The following is a 722-nucleotide window of genomic DNA, read 5'->3' as shown; positions in this document are numbered from 1 at the left end:
CTACCGGCAACAATCCATGAACAATCGACCTTTTCTATCACTGATCAAATGATCACTCCCTCTTTGTATAGCTACGCCCTCGAAGGAACATTCATAAAAAACCGCTATCAACGTGTTGAATTTTTTGACGACACGAAAATCAAAGAACGCTACAAGAAAAAAGAATGGACTTACACTAACGCAGGACCAACCTTAGATCGATTAAGCTACCAACTTCAAATACAGCTCGACAATGCATTTTCAAACGCCGACGAATTTGACTATCAAGTCGCTCATAAAGGCAGCATCAGGAAATATCGTTTTAAAGCAATTGGAGAGCAAACAATTGAAACTAAGATTGGCACAAAGACAGCGACGATAATCGAAAAGGTTCGTGAAGGAGAAGCCCAGAGAGAAACAAAGTTCTGGATCGATACCGAATCACCATATGCCCTTTTGAAGTTCATTCAAACAGAGTCAGATGGCGAGAAGTACGAAATCAACATCACGCGTTTAGAAACAAACTAAGCGCAGCTATTTTTTAGTCTACTGGCTCGATGTAATCAATCATTAATTGAACGCTCCGTCGCCCCCTAAATTCATTGATTGAAGGACGAAATACTAAACGAATATTAGTGAGATCTTCCGAGCAATAGGGGCTTGAAAACTGAATAGCATCGAATAGCTCGCCACCTTCAAACTCAACAACAAGCTTTAGGTGTTTCTCTTTTAATACGCGCTTC

General features: G+C 40.4%; 1 protein-coding gene and 1 pseudogene. One reads left to right on the top strand and one right to left on the bottom strand.

The genetic code is table 11. From position 1 onward, the window contains the following. Positions 1–507, top strand: a 507-nt coding sequence (locus tag A3738_RS22055) for a DUF3108 domain-containing protein (RefSeq protein WP_156504413.1), incomplete at its 5' end; no start/stop codon positions are given. A 13-nt stretch (positions 508–520) separates the two neighbouring features. Here A3738_RS22055 and A3738_RS31395 read toward each other — a convergent pair. Further along, a pseudogene (locus A3738_RS31395) lies at positions 521–722 on the bottom strand (single-stranded-DNA-specific exonuclease RecJ); the annotation flags it as partial.

Source organism: Oleiphilus sp. HI0066 (assembly GCF_001635725.1).
Note: the sequence above shows the minus strand (reverse complement) of the source record. Positions and strands in the feature narration are given on the sequence as shown.